Below are 13,255 nucleotides of genomic sequence, written 5' to 3'. Positions count from 1 at the left end.
CCGGCCAGCGGAGGTGCCCGATGTGACGCCTGGCACTCGTCTCCATCCTTATTCTCCACGACGAAACCATATCGGTGTCCAGCCTCATGCTAAGGTCCAAACTCGTGACCATTTCCTGGGTCAAACCCGGTCCGTACAGCTTCCTGGTCGATCTCGACCCGAAGCTTGGTCGCAGAGCCGCGTTGGAGGCCGGCCTTCGTGACGCCATCCGGGCCGGTCGTCTCCGCCCCGGCGCGCGCCTGCCGTCGAGTCGCATCCTCGCCGCGGAGCTCGGTGTCTCCCGTGGAACGATCAGCACGGCGTATACGCAGCTGGTGAGCGAGGGATTCCTGGTGAGCAGCCGGGGCGGTGGATCACGGGTCGCGGACCTCGCCACCGGCGGAGCGGAGCCGAAAAACATCGGTCCGCGGTCGGAAAAGGAAGCGAGTGCCCTTCGCTGGGACTTCCGTCCGGGAGAGCCCGATCTGACCTCCTTCCCGCGGAGCGAGTGGCAGAATGCGCTGCGCGAGATTCTCCGCACCTCACCGGCGTCCTTCCTCGGATATCAGGACCCACAGGGCGTCCCGGAGCTGCGCAGTGCGGTTGCTGATCACCTCCGGCGGTCGAGAAATCTCGCCGTCGACACCGAGAACATCGTCATCTGTGCCGGATTTCGGCAGGGGCTTGACCTGATATGCAGGGTTCTGCGTGATGCGGGCACCCGGACGGTGGCCCTGGAGGACCCCGGACTGGCCGATCATCATCGCGTGGCCGGCGCGAGCCTGAACGTGGTGTCGCTGCCGGTGGACGCACTGGGTGCGGACACCCGGCGGCTGTGGACATCCTCGGCGCAGGCGGTCGTGCTCACTCCGTCCCATCAGTTCCCGCTGGGAGTGAGACTGCATCCGGACCGCCGGGCGGAGGCGTTCGCCTGGGCGCGGCGGACCAACGGCCTGATCATAGAAGACGACTACGACGGGGAGTTCCTCTACGACGGCGGGCCGCTGGGCGCGATGCAGGGCGAGGACCCCGACCGGGTCGCGTATATCGGCAGCGTGAGCAAGACGCTGGCACCCGGAATCCGGCTCGGCTGGCTGGTGCTCCCACCCCATCTCATCTCCCCGGTGTGCGAGGCGAAGTATCTCAGTGATGCCGCCTCCGGAAGCTTCGACCAGAAAGTGCTCGCATCGATGCTGCGATCCGGTGCGTTCGCGACGCACCTGCGTAAACGGCGAGTCGCCTACCGGCAACGGCGCGACCACATGGTCGGTATGGTGGCGGAGCGGGTGCCCGGGGCGACGGTTCGCGGAATTGCCGCCGGCCTGCATGCGGTTATCGAGCTTCCGGCCGGCGTGCAGGCCGGATGGCTGCAGCGGTCCGCGGCCCGGCGCGGCCTCGGTATCGGCAATCTGGACAGCTACCGGATCGCCGGCGAGCAGGCGGACGACGCCGTTGTACTCGCCTACGGCCGGCCACCCAGTCATTCCTTCACGCGTGGAATCGCGGAGTTCGTGGACCTTGTTCCCGGATAGCCCCCGGTGGCCCGAGCGGTACAGCGGCGGCGCTTTCCCTACGGCCGGCCAAGCCCTACGGCCGGGAAAGCCCGACGTACTGTTCGGCGAAAGCAGTCGCGGCCGTGCTCGACCGGCGCAGGAGATCGAGCCGAGCCCGCCTCATCCGGCGCTGGGCCGCGCTCTCTCCGGGCGAGACGTGCAGCAGCGAAGTCATGAACTCGGAGAACTCCTGCCCATGCCACGCACGCCGCAGTGAGTGGCTCTGGTAGCCGTCGAGCAGGTCGCGGCGCCCTGAGCGATACCAGTGGTCCAGTCCCTCGGCGAGCAGGCGGGCATCCGCGACGGCCATGTTCAGCCCCTTCGCGGCGCTCGGCGGCACGATGTGCGCGGCGTCGCCCAGGAGGAACAGAGTCCGGTACTGCATGTGCTCCTCCACATGGGCGCGCAGCCCGACCAGCACCCGTTCCGTGATGGTCCCGGTCGGCAGCTTGCCCGTTCCGCCGGTAAGGCGTAGATCCAGCTCGTGCCAGATCTCCTCGTCGCTGCGCAGGTGGATCGGCTCGTTCGGCGGTACCTGGAGGTAGAGGCGGCTCACGTCCGGCGAGCGCATGCTCTGCAGGGCGAAGCCCCGGTCGGTCACGGCATAGATCAGTTCCGGGGAGAGCGGCGGGGCCTTGGCGAGGACACCGAGCCAGGCGAAAGGGTAGGCCCACTGGTGTGAGCTGCGCCGCTGTGCGGGGATCGCCGCCCGGGACACCCCGTGATGGCCGTCGCAGCCGGCAAGGAACTCACAGGAGATCTCGACCGGGATTCCGTCCAGGGTGCACTGGACCAGGGAGCCGTCGACGCCCACCTGGCAGATCCGCACATCGGTGACACCGAAGTGGATCTCGCCCTGGGACTCCAGCCGGGCTCCGATCAGATCCTTGACGATCTCCTGCTGGCCGTAGACGACCATCGGGACGCCGGTGAGCTCGGAGAAGGCGAGGCGGAAGGCCGCGCCATCATGGCGAAGCTCCATTCCGTCATGCACCATGCCGTGGCGGTCCAGGCGGTGCGCCACACCGGCCGCTCGGAAGGCCTCGACGGTGGACCATTCGAGAAGGCCGGCCCGCACACGCTTCTCAACGTGTTCCCGGCTGCGCCGCTCCAGAACCACGGAGGCAATGCCGCACTGTTCAAGAAGGCGAGCAAGAAGTAGCCCGGCAGGACCGGCGCCAATAATGCAGACCTTGACGGTTCGCTTCTCAGGGTGATCGGGAATCGGAGTCTCCTGAAACGTGGGCCGTTGGCAGGACGGTGCCGATCGGCCGCACAGCGCCAGCCGAATCCGGAGGAGAAAAAATATGCCGTGAATGGGGCCGGCGAGAGAAAGAAGATGGCTGTTGCCTGCGATTTTCCTTGACTTCCACGCCTGGGTGGTGCTGGGTTGCCGGGCGTAGAGCTGGCAGGATCGAGATTATCACCTCCTGGTGATGGTCACACTACACCCGCTTTTTCGGATGGTCTATCTTGATGGACCATCCGCGGCACTGCTCTTTGGACCATCCGCCGGCCTTGCATCTCCTTTCCGTGTCGGGTCACCGCATGCGTCCTGCACCCGGCTACGTTGGCAGGGCCTGTACCAGGCTGGTAAGCCATCGCTGCCATTGCTCGCTTCTGACGGCGGGTCCGGCCTCGAGCGTGGTGCCGACCCAGGAGGTCACTGGCCGGATTCCGTGCAGCGCATTGAGCAGCCACACCTCCCGGCCGGCGAGCTCCTCGACGCGCCGGCGGCTCGGCCGGATCTCGAGGCCGATCCGGCGGGCTCTTTCGAGGACCAGGCCGATGGTTATCCCCGGCAACACGCGAAAGCGGAGGTCGGGAACGCAGAGAGCGTCGTCCTCCCACCAGCAGATACTGCTGGTGGTCGCCTCGACGATCAGGCCGCTCCTGGTGGTCAGCGCAACCTCGTCCGCCCCGTGGACGCCGGCCGTTCGCCGGAGGTCTGCCAGCCGGTCGAGGTCCGGGCCCTTGACCCGCGGCCGGGTGCGCGGGTCAGGGACGGGCGCACCCCATACCCGCACCCCGGTGCCGAGCGGCGGTGCCGGGCGGATACGGACCTGCAGCCGCCGGTGTCCTGCCAGGTCCACCAGTTCGATCCGCGGGAACCAACTGCCCCCGCGGGGGATCTGCGTGATGGCGGCGGTCCAGAAGAAGGCGATGTCCTCGTCCGCCTCGGCGGTGCCCCGGCGACTGGCCCGGCAGGCCGCGAGGAACCTTTCCCTGTGGCGGTCCAGGGTTCGGGCTCGCCCCTCCGAGACCAGCCAGGAGTCCGCGGCGAGCAGCTTGGCGCCAGCCTCCTCGGTGCTTCGGCGCAGGCCGGAGGCCGACCACAGGTACAGGCCCTCCGGTGTCGTCGTGGCCGGCCGGCCGGCGCGAGGGCCGGCCTCGGACGCGCCGTGCGTCCACGGTGGGGCATGGCCCGGGTCGCTGGACACTCAGTACCTGCCTGCCAGCGCGGTGTCGGTGGCCGGACGGCGTGGACCGTACACCGCCCGTTCCAGCCATGTGCCACAGGACGGTATCCATGGCGCCAGTGCCGCGGCGGTCCGCTGCCGGGTCCGCAGGATCGGCCGGGTCGCCTGCAGGTGGACGAGCGCGGTGCCGGCGGCCTGGCTGTTGCGCAGCGCGGCGGCCCGCCTGGTCGTCGCGAACCGGCGCACCGCCTCGTCCGCCTGGCCGGCTGACCTCGCGGCGAGGGCCAGGACGACGGCCCGCGCCGCCTCGTCTCCGTCCGCGAAACCGCTGTTCATGCCGCGTGCGCCGAGCGGTGGGAACAGGTGGGCCGCCTCGCCCACGAGCAGGATCCGGCCATGTGGGTCGACGAACGAGTCGGCCACGACCCGCTGGAACCGGTAGGTCGCCGTCCACAGCACCGACTCGAGATATCTGCCGTCGACCACCTTCGGTAGCCAGCGCGCGAGCGCCTCCGGTGAGTCGAAGTCCTCGGCCCGGTCGGAACCACGGCACTGCAGATCGAGCTGGAAGCCGTTCGGGAACGGCACGTGCATCAGATGCCGGCCATCGGTCCCGGGATGCTCGTAGTGGAAGGTCCGCTCGGGTGGCAACGCGTCGGGCCCGGTGTCCGCGATGTCCACCGTGACATGGAAGCCCTCGGATCTCTCGCCCTGCATGCCGATGCCGGCGAGCCGCCTGATCGTGGAGCGGGGGCCGTCCGCACCGATGAGATAGCGGGTGGTGAAGGACCGGCCACTCTCGACCTCGACCGTGACCTCGTCGTCGGCGGCGTCGAGCCGGATCACGGGCGAGCCCCACCGGATGTCGACGCCAGCCCGTGCGCACGCCGCGCGCAGAAAGCCCTCGGTGTCCACCTGGCGAAGGCTGGTGTAGGGGACAGGACGACCGGCTCGAGGCCGCGGGTACTGCTTGGCATATACCTCCCGGCCCCGGAACAGCGTGCGCCGCGCGGTCCAGAGGATCCCGTGCTCGCTGAGGTCGGCTGCGAGGCGGGGGTCGGCCAGGCCAAGCAACCGCAGCGATTCACCGTGCACATACAGCGCGCGGCTGCCCGGCCGGGTGGCGTCCGCCTCCCGAGCTTCGAGCAGGATCACCGGAGCACCAAACGAACGTAAAGCCAGGGCGGTCGCCAGGCCAACCGGCCCAGCACCGACGACGAGCACCGGGTACTGCTCCTTCTTCCGGGCAGGGGTCGTCATGATCTTCCTCTCCGCGGAATGTCGCAGCCCGCCCGAAGTCCTCAGAGCGGCGCCATGACATTACGAGAGCGAGTCCGGAGCATGTCAACCGCCGGGTGAAAGCGGGCGTCGCACCGGCCGGTCCGGCAGAAATGGAAGAACAGGTGCCCCCAGCAGGGCATCAGCGTTGGTTCGCCGCCGTTGATGGTGGGTGGGGTGATCTGTCTCACGTCCCCCGGTGGGTTGGGCCGGCTGCGGGTCCTGGCGGCGCACATGCACGACATCGGTACGGTCGTGGCCGCTGACCTGGCATTTCGGGTGACATTCGCGAACGCTGTTGCATCCAGGGAACCCGGGCTATAAGCTTCGCCCGGGTTGCATTTGGGCGAACGCCTTCCGCGAGATATCCACTCGCCTGCGTTTTCGTCGGCCACGGCATCTGGCTTCTCCTTGGATCCACGGATCCTCCGGGGTGGAAGTCCTGCGTGTGGCATGTCCTTCTTTTCGTGATCCTGGCCCATGCCCGCCGGCTTCCGCCGGGAAATCGTGGGCCAGTCCGGGCTGCCGGCCGCATGGTCCGCGTGATTCGACGCAGGCATCTTCACGTCCAGAGCTAGGGGAATCCGGTGCGAACCCTGCTGATCGACAACTTCGATTCGTACACATATAACCTGTTCCAGCTCGTAGCCGAGGTGAACGGCGTGGAGCCGGCGGTCATCACCAATGACACCTCGCTCGAAGAGCTCGGTCGGCTGGACGTCTACGACAATGTGATCATTTCGCCCGGTCCGGGACGTCCGGATGTCGACCGGGATTTCGGGATCTCGGCACAGGTCATCGCGCAGGCCGAGGTGCCCGTGCTGGGTGTCTGCCTGGGCCACCAGGGCATCGGGGCGTATGAGGGAGCTCGGGTCCAGCCGGCGCCGAAACCAAGGCACGGATTTCTCAGCTCGGTCCGCCATGACGGAACGGGGCTCTTCCAGAACATTCCGAGCACCTTTCTCGCGGTGCGCTATCACTCCCTGGCCCTCGCGGACCCGTTGCCCGTGGGCCTGCGCGCCGTCGCCTGGGCCGAGGACGATGTGATCATGGCTGTCGAGCACCGTTCCCGGCCTCTGTGGGGCGTCCAGTTCCACCCGGAGTCGGTCGCGACAGAGCACGGAAGACAGCTGTTGGCGAACTTTCGTGCCCTGACAGAGCAGCTCGCACGGCCGGGTCGAAGTGCTGGCGGGCGGGGAGCGGTCCGGCCGACCGGCAGGACCAGGGTGCTTCCGCGGCGCCGTGAGGACGACGGGAGGGCGCAGCCCGGTCCCGTGTCCGCGTCCCGGACCGGCCGGCTTCATCGGCTGAACGTCCGCACGCTGCCCGGTGCGGCCGACGCGCCGGCGGCATTCCGTGAACTGTACGGGGAGTCGCCCGACGCGTTCTGGCTCGACAGCTCCTATCGCCCCGAAGGGCTCGCCAGATTCTCCTTCCTGGGCGACGCCGGTGGCCCGCTGGGTGAAGTGGTGTCCTACCAGGTAGGTGATCCGCACGTTTCGGTACGTTCTCGGGGCGAGGTCAGCCTGGTACCCGGAACAATCTTCGACTATCTCGAGGAGGCGTTGGCCGAGCGGCGGATCGAAGGCCCCGACCTGCCCTTCGACCTGCGGTGCGGGTATGTCGGCTACTTCGGTTATGAACTCAAGGCGGATCTCGGGGCGACGAACGCGCATCGTTCGGGCGCGCCCGACGCGGCCTGGATGTTCGTCGACCGGATGATCGCCATCGACCACGAGGAGAAAACCACCTACCTGCTGGCCCTGGAGGCGGACGGCACGTCGGACTGGATCGAGTCGACCGCCGCGCGCCTGGCACTGCTCAGTGATTCCGGGGAGGTTCTTCCCAGGCCGGCCGGGACGTCGAATCCGCCGCCTCTCGACCGGGCGCTGGTCAATGGTTACCTGAGCCGTGACCGAGCCCGATACCTTGCCGACATCGATCATTGTCAGGCGAAGCTCGTGGCTGGGGAGAGCTACGAGATCTGCCTTACCAACATGGTGCGCCTGCCGGCCGTGGACGACGGGCTGGCGGCGTATCTCGCGCTTCGGCGATGGAACCCGGCGCCCTACGGGGCCTATCTCCGGCTTGCCGGGGTCGAGGTCGCCAGCTCCTCACCGGAGAGGTTTCTGCGTATCGACAGAAATCGCTGGGTCGAAAGCAAGCCGATCAAGGGGACGGCGCCGCGGGGAAAGGACGCCGCGCATGACCTCCAGCTGTGTCACGAACTGCGGACGAGCCCCAAGACCCGGGCCGAGAACCTCATGATTGTCGACCTCCTGCGCAACGACCTCGGTCGGGTCTGCGAGATCGGCAGCGTGCACGTGCCGCGCCTCATGGCGACCGAGACCTATGCGACCGTGCATCAGCTGGTATCGACCGTGCGCGGACGGCTGCGAACCGGCCGAAGTGTGATCGACTGTGTGCGGGCCTGTTTTCCGGGGGGCTCCATGACGGGTGCCCCGAAGCTGCGGACAATGGAGATCATCGACACGCTCGAAACCGACGCCCGTGGTATCTACTCAGGGGCGCTGGGCTTTCTTGGCTGCGACGGGACAGCGGACCTGAGCATCGTCATCCGCACCGCGGTTCTGGTGGACGACGTCTGGCATGTCGGCAGCGGGGGCGCGATCGTCCTGGACTCCGATCCCGGCGAGGAACTGGACGAGATGCTGCTCAAGGCGGCGACGACCGTCCGCGCGGTGGCCAGTCCGGCGGCCGGCCGGGCCGTCTCCGGGCAGCGCGCGTTCTCCGGAGCCCCGCGATGAACGGGCGGCCGCCCAGGAACCTGGCCGCGGAGTTGGCGGACCTGGCGCGGTCCCGGGGCTGGACGGACCGACCGGCCCTCCTGTTCGAGGACCAGGTGATCACCTACGGGGAGTTACACGACCTGGCCGCGCGAGTCGGTCAGGTGCTGGTCCGGCATGGCGCCGGGCCCGGCCGCAGGGTGCTGATCGCGCTGTCCGACGGGCCCGCCTGGGTGGCGACCTTCCTCGGAACCGTGCGGTGCGGAGCGACCGCCGTCCCGGTGAACCCATTGTTGACCGCGCACGACCACGGATTCATGGCCGACGACTGCGCCGCGGGAATCGTCGTCGCGGACGAGGAGATCTGCTCCCGGTTCACGGCCACCGTGGTGCGCAGTGGTGATCAGCTGCTGGCCGAGGCACATCAGGCCGAGGCCGGGCCGGTCGTGCGTACCGACGAGCCTCTCTATCTCACCTACACGTCCGGGACGACGGGATCCCCGAAAGGGGCGATGTTCCGGCAGGGGAACCCCCGCTTCTACCATCAGAGCATCGGCGAGGCGCTGCTGCGTTCCGGGCCGACCGATGTGACGCTGTCCGTGTCGAAGCTCTATTTCGGCTATGGCCTCTGCAACTCCCTGGTTTTCCCGCTGTATTCGGGTGGGTCGGTTGTGCTCCTGCGAGAACGTCCCGGCCCGGAGGCCGTCGAGGAGCTTGTCAGTCGACACGGGGTGACCCTGCTGTACGCGGTCCCGTCGGCGTTCGCGGGCCTGGGGCGTTCGGCGGAACCCGCCTCATTCGGCTCGGTCCGGGCGGCGGTGTCCGCCGGCGAACGGCTGAGCCTGGAACTCGGTGGGCGCACGTCCGACCTGCTGGGCGCCCCGGTCCTGGAGCAGCTCGGGCAGACGGAGGTGGGGTGCGCCTTCGTGGCGAACGGCGTCGACGCCAACGTTGCGGGCACGGTCGGGCGTGCGGTGCCCGGCTTCACGGTTCAGGTGCGTGATCCCGAGGGCCGGCCGTGCCCCCACGGGACCGTCGGTGAGCTGTGGGTCACCGGGCCGACCCTCATGATCGGCTACCTCAACCGGCCGGAGCAGACCGCGGCGGCCCTTCGCGGAGGCTGGCTTGCGACCAACGACCGCGGGATGCGTAACCCGGACGGCACCTTCGTACATCTCGGGCGGCTTGACGATCTCGAGATGGTCGGCGGGATCACGGTGTCACCGCTGGAGATCGAGGGGGTTCTCGGCGCACATCCGCTTGTTTCCGAGGTCGCCGTGGCCGCGGTTCCCGACGAGACCGGCGCGACCCGGCTGCGGGCCTATGTGGTGCCGCGCCGGCCGGAGGAGTCCGGCAGCCGGCTCGAACAGGATCTGGTGGGTTTCGCGCGGGAACGCCTCGCGCCGTTCAAGGTTCCCCGGACCGTCCATCTTGTGCCCGCCCTCCCACGCACCGCCTCGGGAAAGCTTCGCCGTTTCCAGCTGCGCAGTGGCCTCTTCGCCGCCGAGAACCCGCCCGCCAGCCCGGGCTCCAGCCCGGCCGGCCGTCCAGAAGTCCCGCATCCCACCGCGACGCCCGCCTCGACGACGTGGCTCGGTCCAGATCCGGCCGGCCTCCGCTGAGCGATCTTCAGGAGATGAACGCGACGTGTCCGCCGATCTCAACACAGGAGTGCGTGCCTTCTACATAGGCCGCATGTTCGATCAGGCCGCTGACGCACATCCCGCTGTTTCCGTGAGCCTCGACCAGCCCCTGGGCTGCGCGCCAGACGCTCCGCAGGCGACTGTCGGCGATCTCGCCACCCTGGTCGCGGACCTGGCGGCGCGCCTCTGGGCGATCGGCATCCGGCCCGCCGAGCGGGTGGCGATCTACAAGCAGAACAACTTCGACATCGCGCTCCTCGCCTGCGCGGCGGCCCGGATCGGCGCGGTTCCCGCCCTGCTCGCACCGGCTCTGCCCGGAGACATCGCGACCGAGCTGATCCGTCGGCTGGACCGGCCGTGGTTGCTGACCGACACGGAGACGCTCGCCGGCCCGCTCGCGGCGCAGGAGCTTGTGGTCCGGGGCAGCGTCCTGGTCGACGACGGGCACGCCGTCGACGGCGAGGTCGTCCTCGACGACGGGGCCGTCCGCAACGGGGCCGTCGACCACCCGCTTCACGATCATAGCGGCGCGCCGTCGCCGGTGGTCCGCCTGGGCGGGTATGCGGGCTCGCCGCCGCGGGATCCGGTGCTGCTGCATCCGAAGGAGCCGGCGCTCATCACGCACAGTTCGGGAACCACCGGTGTTCCCAAGCTGGTGGTGCACTGTGCCGGGGCGCTCTGGCATCGGCTGATTCCGCAGCTGGCGATCGCCTCGCCGGTCAGGAAACGCCTCAAGGTGGCTTTCTGTCTGACCTTCGTGCATTCTCGCTTCTACCATGCTCTCGGCGTCTTCCTGCGTTACGGAAATCCGCTGGTGATCGCCTCGGACTCGGCTCCCGAGACCGTCGGGCCACTGCTCGTCCGGACCCGTCCTGGATTCATCGAAACCCATCCCAACGCCTTCATCGACTGGGAGGATCTGGTCGACGCGCCCGGCCAGCCCCTGTCGAGCATCAAATACTATGCCGCTACGTTCGACGCGATTCATCCGCGGACCGTCGCCAGGCTCCTGTCCGCCTCGAAACACCGGCGGCCGCTGATGCTCGCGTTCTACGGGCAGTCCGAGACGGGACCTGTGGCCGGCCGATGGTTCACCCGTCGCGGAGCCGCCCAGGCGGACGGGCGCTGCGTCGGGCTCACACTGCCCGGCTTCATCAGGCTGAGGGTCGTCGGCGCGGACGGGCGGCGGGTCCGGCCGGGTGAGGCGGGCCACCTCGAGGTGCGCAGCCGCGGCCGCGCGCTGACCTACCTCGGCGAGGACGAGCGTTTCGCGAGCCAGCTCCGCGACGGCTGGTGGCGGCTCGGTGACATGGGCTACCGAAGCCGGCGAGGTCTGCTCTACCTGATCGACCGCGAGGTCGACCAGATCGCGTCGATGCCCAGCAACCTGCAGGCCGAGGACATCCTCATGGGCCGCCTCACCGAGCTGCGGGAGATCGTGATCGTCGCCGGTCCCGAGGGCGAGCCCGTCCCGGTCGTGTGCACGCGTGATGACGGACCGCTGGACCGGGCCCGCTGGGCGCGGGCGATCGACGGGCTCCCGGACATGGCGGAGCCCGTGGAGCTGCCCTTCCACCAGCTTCCACGAACGTCGACCGCGAAGATCCAGCGCTCGGTCCTCAGTCGGCTGGTCGCCGAACGGAAATGACGGAAAACCACCTGCTAACCCAGGAGCTCCGGTGACGACAGACTCCACCAGTGCCCGTACCCTGATCGAGCTGGCAACCGGGTACTGGCGAACCCAGGCGATACACGCGGCCGCGGCACTCGGTATCGCGGACCGACTGGCCGGCGGGCCCCGGAACGCGGCTGACCTGGCAGCCGAACTTGCCCTCCAGGTCGATCCGGTCACTCGTCTCCTACGTTTCCTCGTCGACCTCGACGTGTTGACGTACGATCCCGCGGGCGGCTACTCCCTGACGCCGGTCGGAGAGCTGCTGCGATCGGACACCGCGGATTCGCTGAACGCGTTGACAGTTCTCTACGGCAGCGAGTTCTACGCTGCCTGGGGTGAGCTGCTGAACGCGCTCACCACCGGCATCTCAGGCTTCGAGAAAGTCTTTGGCAGGAGCCTTTTCGACTACCTTCCCGCGCATTCGGAGACGGCGTCTCGCTACGACGCCACGATGGCCGGTGGCGCCTCCTTCTTCGCACGTGTACCGGCGGCCCACGCTTTTCCCGCGCAGACCACGGTGGTGGACGTCGCGGGCGGTACCGGCGGTCTGCTCGCCGAGATCCTGCGGTCGGACGAGTCGTTGCGGGGAGTTCTCTACGACGCGCAGCACGTGGTGGCCAGCGCGGCCACCGAGCGGAACCTCCAGCCCTTCGGGAATCGCGCTCAGACCGTCTCCGGTGACTTCTTCGCGCAGGCGCCGAAGGGGGGAGACGCCTACGTTCTCTCCCGGATCCTCCATGGCTTCGACGACGCGGACTGCCGGCGGATCCTCGGGCGCATACACGAGGCGGCGCGGCCGGGGGCCACCCTGCTGGTGGTGGAGCGCCTGCTGCCCCCCGCCGGCGCCGCGCCGTCGCTTGCCGCCGGGTTCGACCTGCACATGCTCGCGGTCATGGGTCATGGACGGGAGCGCTCCCGGGAAAGCTATGCCCAGCTGCTGGCCGACGAGGGATTCGCGCTCGATGACGTCCGGCCGCTTGAGCTGGACGTCCACCTGCTTGTCGCCCGCCGTCTCTGACAACGGTCGCGCAGGCCGGCGCGTCCCGGCCGCGTCGACGACACCGCCGCCGCCACAGCCAGTTCGACCTAGTGAGGGACAGATGTCACGCTACTCGTGGGGTAAACAGCACTCCAGCATCGACAGCATACGGGAGATGATCAACCAGAGCCGTCTCGAGGTCACGGCACACTCGCTTTACCAGCGTATTCGCACTCTTCGTGACGTTCAGATCTTCATGGAGCACCACGTATATGCGGTCTGGGACTTCATGTCGTTGCTGACCTCGCTGCAGCGCTCCCTTACCTGCATCGACCTTCCCTGGGTTCCGAGCGGGCCCGTCTCGAGCCGCCGGCTGATCAACGACATCGTCCTCGTGGAGGAGAGCGACGAGCTCGACGCCGGTTACACAAGTCACTTCGAGCTCTACCGGATCGGAATGATCGAGGCCGGTGCGCGGACCGACGGGATCGATCGCCTGCTGGAGGCGGTCAGGGTGGGGGTTCCGATCGCCGAGGCCGCGGTGCTCGCCGAGGTGCCGGCACCCGCCTCGAGCTTCATGAAGGAGACCTGGAGCATCATCACCGAGACGCCGGTCCACTGCCAGGCCGCGGCGTTCGCCTTCGGGCGCGAGGACCTGATTCCGGACATGTTCGCCCAGGTGATCTCGAACAACGAGATCCGCCTGCGCACCTTTCACGACTATCTCGCCCGGCACATCGAGGTCGACGGCGAGCAGCACACGCCGATGGCAATGCAGATGCTGGCGGATCTCTGCGGTGAGGACGACGCCCGCTGGTCGGAGTGCGTAGCCGTGACGAGACGCGCCCTGCGGGCGCGCCTGCAGTTGTGGGACGGCATCGCCGCCGCCCTTGACGTCGACGAGAGGGAGCGTTCGGTCACGATCTGACCCGGTGGCGCCGGGGCAACGCCGCCTCGGGACGGGTCCGGTCGCGCGCGGCG

The 13,255-nt window shown here is 68.5% G+C and carries 9 protein-coding genes; 6 read left to right on the top strand and 3 right to left on the bottom strand.

Annotated features, from left to right (window positions below):
• The first annotated feature begins 104 nt into the window (after positions 1–104).
• The gene (pdxR, locus tag AWX74_RS17560; protein ID WP_165615669.1) at positions 105–1,511 is read left to right on the top strand and encodes a MocR-like pyridoxine biosynthesis transcription factor PdxR; all 1,407 of its coding nucleotides are present in this window, start codon (positions 105–107) and stop codon (positions 1,509–1,511) included.
• A gap of 55 nt (positions 1,512–1,566) precedes the next feature.
• Here pdxR and AWX74_RS17555 read toward each other — a convergent pair whose 3' ends face one another.
• The 3 genes from AWX74_RS17555 to AWX74_RS17545 form a co-directional block, all read right to left on the bottom strand.
• Entirely contained in the window at positions 1,567–2,718 is a 1,152-nt protein-coding gene (locus tag AWX74_RS17555) for a 4-hydroxybenzoate 3-monooxygenase (protein ID WP_278184638.1), read from the bottom strand.
• Between the two features lie 379 nt (positions 2,719–3,097).
• Complete coding sequence (locus AWX74_RS17550; RefSeq protein ID WP_091277978.1) at positions 3,098–3,973, bottom strand: aminotransferase class IV; 876 nt, start codon at positions 3,971–3,973, stop codon at positions 3,098–3,100.
• Positions 3,974–5,212, bottom strand: a complete 1,239-nt coding sequence (locus tag AWX74_RS17545) for an FAD-dependent monooxygenase (protein WP_091277977.1) — start codon at positions 5,210–5,212, stop codon at positions 3,974–3,976.
• 605 nt (positions 5,213–5,817) lie between these two features.
• Between AWX74_RS17545 and pabB the strand changes: the two genes are divergently transcribed.
• The 5 genes from pabB (at position 5,818) to AWX74_RS17520 (ending at position 13,202) form a co-directional block, all read left to right on the top strand.
• Entirely contained in the window at positions 5,818–7,998 is a 2,181-nt protein-coding gene (gene pabB / locus AWX74_RS17540) for an aminodeoxychorismate synthase component I (RefSeq protein ID WP_091277974.1), read from the top strand.
• Positions 7,995–9,599 (top strand): AMP-binding protein, encoded by a 1,605-nt coding sequence (locus tag AWX74_RS17535; protein ID WP_091277972.1) that lies wholly within the window; start codon positions 7,995–7,997, stop codon positions 9,597–9,599. The genes pabB and AWX74_RS17535 overlap by 4 nt, the downstream gene beginning before the upstream one ends.
• A gap of 25 nt (positions 9,600–9,624) precedes the next feature.
• Positions 9,625–11,268 (top strand): class I adenylate-forming enzyme family protein, encoded by a 1,644-nt coding sequence (locus AWX74_RS17530; protein ID WP_193209855.1) that lies wholly within the window; start codon positions 9,625–9,627, stop codon positions 11,266–11,268.
• A 31-nt stretch (positions 11,269–11,299) separates the two neighbouring features.
• Positions 11,300–12,313 (top strand): methyltransferase, encoded by a 1,014-nt coding sequence (locus tag AWX74_RS17525; RefSeq protein WP_091277970.1) that lies wholly within the window; start codon positions 11,300–11,302, stop codon positions 12,311–12,313.
• An 82-nt stretch (positions 12,314–12,395) separates the two neighbouring features.
• Positions 12,396–13,202 carry a DUF3050 domain-containing protein gene (locus AWX74_RS17520; protein ID WP_091277967.1) on the top strand — a complete coding sequence of 269 codons (807 nt, stop codon included), beginning with the start codon at positions 12,396–12,398 and terminating at the stop codon, positions 13,200–13,202.
• Positions 13,203–13,255: the final 53 nt, after the last annotated feature.

The sequence above is a fragment of the Parafrankia irregularis genome (assembly GCF_001536285.1).
Taxonomy (GTDB): domain Bacteria; phylum Actinomycetota; class Actinomycetes; order Frankiales; family Frankiaceae; genus Parafrankia; species Parafrankia irregularis.
Note: the sequence above shows the minus strand (reverse complement) of the source record. Positions and strands in the feature narration are given on the sequence as shown.

Excerpts from the sequence above, each read along its gene's own strand:
- AWX74_RS17535 (WP_091277972.1), top strand. The coding sequence starts at position 7,995 with ATGAACGGGCGGCCGCCCAGGAACCTGGCCGCGGAGTTGGCGGACCTG.
- AWX74_RS17545 (WP_091277977.1), bottom strand. The coding sequence starts at position 5,212 with ATGACGACCCCTGCCCGGAAGAAGGAGCAGTACCCGGTGCTCGTCGTC.
- AWX74_RS17520 (WP_091277967.1), top strand. The coding sequence starts at position 12,396 with ATGTCACGCTACTCGTGGGGTAAACAGCACTCCAGCATCGACAGCATA.